Below are 6,166 nucleotides of genomic sequence, written 5' to 3' on the forward strand. Positions count from 1 at the left end.
CTTGGCGGTCTGACAGGCAAGTCCGTCGGCAATCTGACCGTCGAAAACGCCGATGAATTCGCCTATCTCGATCCGGTCGATGGCGCGCAATCTGCCGGCCAAGGTATCCGGCTGGCATTCAAAGGCGGCGCGCGCGCGGTCTTTCGTCTGTCAGGCACAGGCACGCAGGGGGCGACCATCCGTATCTATCTGGAGCAGTTGGTGACAGACCCAGACCGCTTGCAGGAAGCACCTGAGACGATGCTGGCTGATGTGCGTAACGCCGCGCTCACCCTGTCAGACCTCACAGCCAAAACAGGGCGCAGCGCGCCGGACGTGATGACCTAAAGCAACGACTTGCTTTCGCCCGACAGGTAGACAAAGCCGTTGCCATCGAGCGTTAAGGTTTTGCCTTTCACTGTCGCGGCATTGCCCTTTGCAATCGTCGCGGGGGCTTTCAAGGCAACCGTCTGCGGCTCTGCCGACAGGTTAAAGACGCAGGTGAACGCCTCTTCGTCTGCGGTGCGCGTGAACGCCAAAAGCGGCTCTGGCAGGTTGATGAACTTGGTCTTGCCACGCGCCAGCGCCGGGCTGTTCTTGCGGTAGGCGATCATCTCGCGGTAGTACGCCAGAATGCTGCCTTCGCCTTGCTGATCCACGGCTTTCGCAGCTTGTGGGGCCTTGACTGGCAACCAAGGTTTGGCAGTTGAAAACCCCGCGTTTGGCGCGTCCTTTTCCCAGACCATCGGCGTGCGACACCCATCACGCCCCTTGACAGCAGGCCAGAAGCGGATCGCGGGCGGGTCGGTCAATTCCGCGAACACCAGTTCGGTTTCGGTCTGACCCAGCTCTTCGCCCTGATAGATCCCGATGGTGCCTTCAAAGGCCATGAGCATCGCACAGGCAAGCCGCGCCATCGCGTCTTCTGACACGGAATGCTCCGCCCAGCGCGACACTTGGCGGGGCACATCATGGTTGCTGAAGGACCAATAGGGATGACCGTCCGGCGCACCATGCTGGAAGCCTTCGATACAATTACGAAAGTGTTCGGCGTTGAAGTCAGGCCCCAACATCGCAAAGCTATAGGCCATGTGCAGGCGGTCTTTGCCTTGCGTGTATTCACCCATAATCTCAATGGAGCGGTGCCCCATTTCACCTACTTCACCCACCATCATAATGTCATCATATTGATCGGTCAGGGCGCGCAAACGCTTCAGAAAAGCAAGGTTTTCGGGCCGCGTTTTGTTATAAATGTTGTTCTGCATCCCATAAAGATCGGTCGCCATGACCTGCGGTTTGGACTGCGCAGGCGGGTTGGACCGCAGCTTCTGGTCATGGAAATAGTAGTTCACCGTATCAAGCCGGAAACCATCAAGCCCACGGTCGAGCCAGAATTTACAGGTCTCCAGAATGGCATCCACGACATCAGGATTGTGGAAGTTCAGGTCAGGCTGGGACGCAAGGAAGTTGTGCAAAAAGTATTGCCCCCGCTGTGGATCAAACTCCCAGGCGGGGCCACCAAAATGGCTGTGCCAGTTTGTCGGCGGTGATCCATCAGGCAGCGGGTCCGCCCAGACATACCAGTCGGCCTTGTCGTTCTCTTGGGCCAAACGGGACTGTTTGAACCATTCATGCTGGTCAGAAGTATGCGACAGCACCTGATCCACGACCACCTTCAATCCACGGGCATGGGCCTCTGCGATCAGCGTATCGAACGCCGCCAGATCTCCAAAGAGCGGATCGACGGCCAGATAGTCGGATACGTCGTATCCCATATCAGCCTGTGGAGAAGCAAAGATTGGTGACAGCCAGATGCAATCGACGCCAAGGCTGGCAATGTGATCCAGGCGGCGGGTTATGCCTGCGAGATCACCGACACCGTCGCCATCATCATCCTGATAAGAGCGGGGATAGACCTGATAGATCACCGCGCTGCGCCACCATTCCTGCATGTCGATGTCCTTTTTCAAACTTGTGGAAGCTGCGACTTGCGCCCCATGCTGACATAGGCTTCAAATCCGGCCTCAACCGCATAGTCACATGAATACATGTTGCGCAAGTCGGCCATGCGGGGAACGGCCATACGCCCGGCCATTTCGCGCAGATCAAGGGCACGAAATTCGTTCCATTCGGTCAGCATAATGACTGCATGCGCCCCTTGGACAGCAGCATAAGGGTCATCAAACCAGGTTACATTGGGCAGCAACGCATTGGCTTCGCGAAAGGCTTGCGGGTCAACCACGCGCACATTCGCACCATGACCAACGAGCGCAGGAACGACCGTCAAAGACGGCGCATCACGCATGTCGTCTGTGTCAGGTTTGAACGTGAGGCCAAGCACCGCAATGGTCTTGCCGCCCAGCTTTTCATCGCAAAGATCAATGATCTTTTCGACCATCAGGCGTTTGACCTCTTCGTTGACCTTGATAACGGTCTCGACGATTTGCAGCGGCGTTGCGTGTTCCTGCCCGATCCGGGCGAGCGCCTTGGTATCTTTGGGAAAACACGACCCGCCATAGCCGGGGCCCGCCTGAAGGAACTTCGGACCAATACGGCTGTCAAAGCCCATGCCATTGGCCACTTCCTTCACATCCGCGCCGGTCCGTTCGCAAAGCATCGCGATTTCGTTGATGAACGTCACCTTCGTGGCCAGAAACGCATTGGCCGCGTATTTTATCATCTCTGCGGTCTCAAGATCGGTGGTCAGCACCGGATAGTCGCGCAGTGACAGCGGGCGGTAAATTTCCTGCATCACCTCTGCGCCGCGTTTGGTGTTCACACCAATGACAACGCGGTCAGGATGCATGAAATCGTCAATAGCGGCACCTTCACGCAGGAACTCCGGGTTGGACACGACATCGCAAGCAAGCTCCGGGCGGGTTTCACGCAGGATTTCCGCAACTTTTTCGTTCGTACCGACCGGAACGGTGGATTTCGTGACAATGACCGTTGGTTGGGTCAACGCCTCTGCGACCTGCTTGGCGGCACCGAAAACGAAACTCAGGTCAGCATGGCCATCACCGCGACGGCTAGGGGTGCCGACGGCAATGAAAACTGCATCCGCACCCGCCGTTGCCTCCACCAGATCGTCGGTGAAAGATAGGCGGTGCGCAGCCGTATTGCGCGCCATCAGCGCATCAAGACCCGGCTCAAAGATCGGCGTCTTGCCCGCACGCAGCATAGCAAGCTTATCCTGATTTTTGTCAACGCACACGACTTCATGGCCAAAATCAGACAGGCAAACGCCCGAGACCAAGCCAACATATCCGGTGCCGATCATCGCTATTTTCATCGTTTCTCACCGTGACCACCGAAGTGGTACTTGGGCCTTTTAGAGTAACACAACATTGCAGTCGCAATGCCATGTATTCATCCCCTACAGCAACCCATTGGGCAAGGGCTGTTCGTTCGCCGTGTTGATCCGGCGGAACCACAATGTGACGATTGTCGACGTTATCACGATAAACAGCGAATAGAGCACCGGAACAGCCATGATCGCCTGCGCCTCTGTGCCTGCGAATGTGAAAGCTATGATCGCAATGGCCAGCGGGCCATTCTGGATGCCTGTCTCAAGTGCGACCGTGCGTGCATTTCGGGGGTGCAGTTTCAGCAGAACCGAGAATCCATAGCCCAGCCCAAAGCCAAACAGCCCCAGCATGACCGAACCAAAGTAAGTGGCCCATGTCGTCGTCAGCAGGAATTCCCAGTTCCGCGGGATCCAGGACACGATCAAAAACAGGATAAAGAAAATCGCGAGCATCGAACCCATGAACTCAGTCACGGCGCCGACATTGGCATTCAGCTTGCGCAGCACCATGCCGACCGCAACCGGCACCAAAAGCAGCACCAGGGTGGCAATGATATTTTCGCGCGGGATATCCAGATCAAGCGCACCCGCATAAAGCACCAACACAATCGGGATCAAAATCACGCCAAACACGGTCGACGTCACGGTCATCAGCACCGAAAGCGCCAGATTACCCTTGGAAAAATAGGTAAAGATATTCGACGTGGTCCCGCCCGGCATACAGGCCATAATCAGAATGCCGATCTTGATGGTGTCGGATACCGGCAGGATCGACGCCAAGATGAAACCAATCAGCGGCATGAAGCCATATTGCGACACCACGCCGATCATCAATCCATAGGGGCGCTTCAAAGCGAGCGTAAAGTCACGCGGTGTCAGGGAGGCGCCCATGCCAAGCATGATAACGAAGATCATCAGGGCCAGAATGGCCTGTTCAAGTGGTCCAACCATCGCTTAACCCTCCGCTTTCGCTTGTTCTTCGGCGCGCAGGTCTTTGCGCAGGATTTTACCGATGTTTGATTTGGGCAGCTCGTCGCGGAATTCGACCGCCTTGGGCACTTTGTAAGCCGTGAGGTGTTCCTTGCAATATGCACGCAGAGCCGCCTTATCGAGAGCGCCTTCACGTTTCACGATGAATGCCTTCACCGCCTCACCTGCGGCACCATCGGGCACGCCGACGACGGCGACTTCCACCACGTCGGGGTGGGCGGCAATCGTATCCTCGATTTCGTTGGGATAGACGTTGAAACCAGACACAAGGATCATGTCCTTCTTGCGGTCGACAATGCGAAAATACCCGTCTGCATCCATCACGCCGACGTCACCGGTCAAGAGCCAGCCGTTCTGGATCGTCTTTGCGGTCTCTTCTGGATTGTTCCAATAACCCTTCATGATCTGCGGGCCTTTGGCGATCAATTCACCGGGCTGTCCCTGCGGGACATCCTTGCCGTCCTCATCAACGCAGCGCAGATCGGTCGATGGCACTGGCACACCGATCGAATTGAGACGGGTGGCGCCGAACGGGTTGAACGTCAAAACAGGCGAGCTTTCGGTCAGACCATAACCTTCTAGGACCGGCTTGCCTGTGACGTCTTCCCAACGTTTCGCGACGACGCCCTGCAAAGCCATACCCCCGGCAGAGGCAAACTTGAGATGCTTGGGTGGGGTATCTTGAAACCAGACCTCCCCGTTCAGTCCGTTAAAGAGCGTGTTCACACCGCTCATCCAAGTAATCTTGTAGTTCTCAAAGGCACGCTTGAGGTTGCTGAGAGGGCGCGGACTGGGGATCAGGATGTTGCGCGCACCGATGCTGTAAAAGCCGAGGAAATTCACCGTGAAAGCGAAGACGTGATAAAGTGGCAGAGCGGTAAGCGCCACCTCTTTGCCTTCCTCAAGGTTCGGGATCAGCTCCATCGTCTGTTCCATGTTCATCAGGATATTGCTGTGGGTCAGCATCGCGCCTTTGGACACACCGGTTGTTCCGCCGGTATATTGCAGACAGGCGACATCATCCGGCGCGATCTTGCTGCGGTACGCCTCAAGGTCATTGCGTTGACCCTTTTGCTGTTTGCGGCCGGCATTCACTGCTTCAGGCAGACGAATATGTGCAAGATCGATCGGTTGCACGGTCTTATCCCAGTATTTCTGAACCAGACCAACAATTCCCCGCGGCATCGCGGGCAAGTATTCGGCAACGCGGGTCACAATGACATTCGGGATCGGATGGCCATGCATTGCCTCGACCAGCTTGTCGGCGAACATATCCACGATGAAAATTGCCTTGGGGTCGGCGTCGGCGAACTGCTTTGCCATTTCTTCGGGCGTATATAGCGGGTTCACATTGACCAGAACACAACCGGCTTTGAAAACGGCCATGGCCGCAATGGGATAAGACAGCCCGTTGGGAACCTGAATAGCAACGCGGTCCCCGGCTGCCAGACCGGCAATCTCACGCAGATAAACAGCAAGTGCGTCTGACATTTCATCAGCCTGGGCGTAGGTCAGCGTGCCATTCATGCCATTCGGCATACAGGCCGTGAAGGCAGGCAAGTCGGCAAACGCGGCAGCTTTGGCAGTGATGAAATCGCCAAGCGTCCGGTACCGCGACACGTCAATAGTTTTCCGCACAGACCGGCCGTAGTGGTCCGTCCATGGACGTTCTTGATCTGACAAAAGACTTCCTCCCAAAAGCTTCGCAGGACGATAGCCTAGATTACAGTATTGTGAAGGCTCAAAACAGACGCGCGCGGCGGATGACCCAACGTTTCTTGGGATGCCAAGCTCCGATAGCGATGAATGCATCCAGCGTAATGCCAACTGAGAAAAATGGTGAGCCGTGATGGGTTCGAACCATCGACCTACTGATTAAAAGTCAGTTGC

Annotated in this window: 4 protein-coding genes and 1 pseudogene; 1 reads left to right on the forward strand and 4 read right to left on the reverse strand. The window is 56.1% G+C overall.

What is annotated here, in order from left to right:
- Nucleotides 1–327: pseudogene (locus tag ACFDSS_RS13040) on the forward strand (alpha-D-glucose phosphate-specific phosphoglucomutase); the annotation flags it as partial.
- Here ACFDSS_RS13040 and ACFDSS_RS13045 read toward each other — a convergent pair.
- The 4 genes from ACFDSS_RS13045 to ACFDSS_RS13060 form a co-directional block, all read right to left on the reverse strand.
- Nucleotides 324–1,931, reverse strand: a complete 1,608-nt coding sequence (locus ACFDSS_RS13045) for an alpha-glucosidase (protein WP_375256166.1) — start codon at nucleotides 1,929–1,931, stop codon at nucleotides 324–326. The pseudogene ACFDSS_RS13040 and the gene ACFDSS_RS13045 overlap by 4 nt on opposite strands.
- 14 nt (nucleotides 1,932–1,945) lie before the next feature.
- Complete coding sequence (locus ACFDSS_RS13050) at nucleotides 1,946–3,271, reverse strand: UDP-glucose dehydrogenase family protein (RefSeq protein WP_375256167.1); 1,326 nt, start codon at nucleotides 3,269–3,271, stop codon at nucleotides 1,946–1,948.
- A gap of 84 nt (nucleotides 3,272–3,355) precedes the next feature.
- On the reverse strand, nucleotides 3,356–4,237 hold the full coding sequence (locus ACFDSS_RS13055) for a bile acid:sodium symporter family protein (RefSeq protein WP_375256168.1): 882 nt from the start codon (nucleotides 4,235–4,237) through the stop codon (nucleotides 3,356–3,358).
- Nucleotides 4,238–4,240: 3 nt separating this feature from the next.
- The gene (locus tag ACFDSS_RS13060) at nucleotides 4,241–5,959 is read right to left on the reverse strand and encodes an AMP-binding protein (protein ID WP_375256169.1); all 1,719 of its coding nucleotides are present in this window, start codon (nucleotides 5,957–5,959) and stop codon (nucleotides 4,241–4,243) included.
- Nucleotides 5,960–6,166: the final 207 nt, after the last annotated feature.

It is taken from the genome of Yoonia sp., assembly GCF_042093035.1.
Classification (GTDB): Bacteria; Pseudomonadota; Alphaproteobacteria; order Rhodobacterales; family Rhodobacteraceae; genus Yoonia.

What these genes read in the sequence shown, in the direction of transcription:
- ACFDSS_RS13045 (WP_375256166.1), bottom strand. Translation starts at nt 1,931, where the DNA reads ATGCAGGAATGGTGGCGCAGCGCGGTGATCTATCAGGTCTATCCCCGC.
- ACFDSS_RS13050 (WP_375256167.1), bottom strand. Translation starts at nt 3,271, where the DNA reads ATGAAAATAGCGATGATCGGCACCGGATATGTTGGCTTGGTCTCGGGC.
- ACFDSS_RS13055 (WP_375256168.1), bottom strand. Translation starts at nt 4,237, where the DNA reads ATGGTTGGACCACTTGAACAGGCCATTCTGGCCCTGATGATCTTCGTT.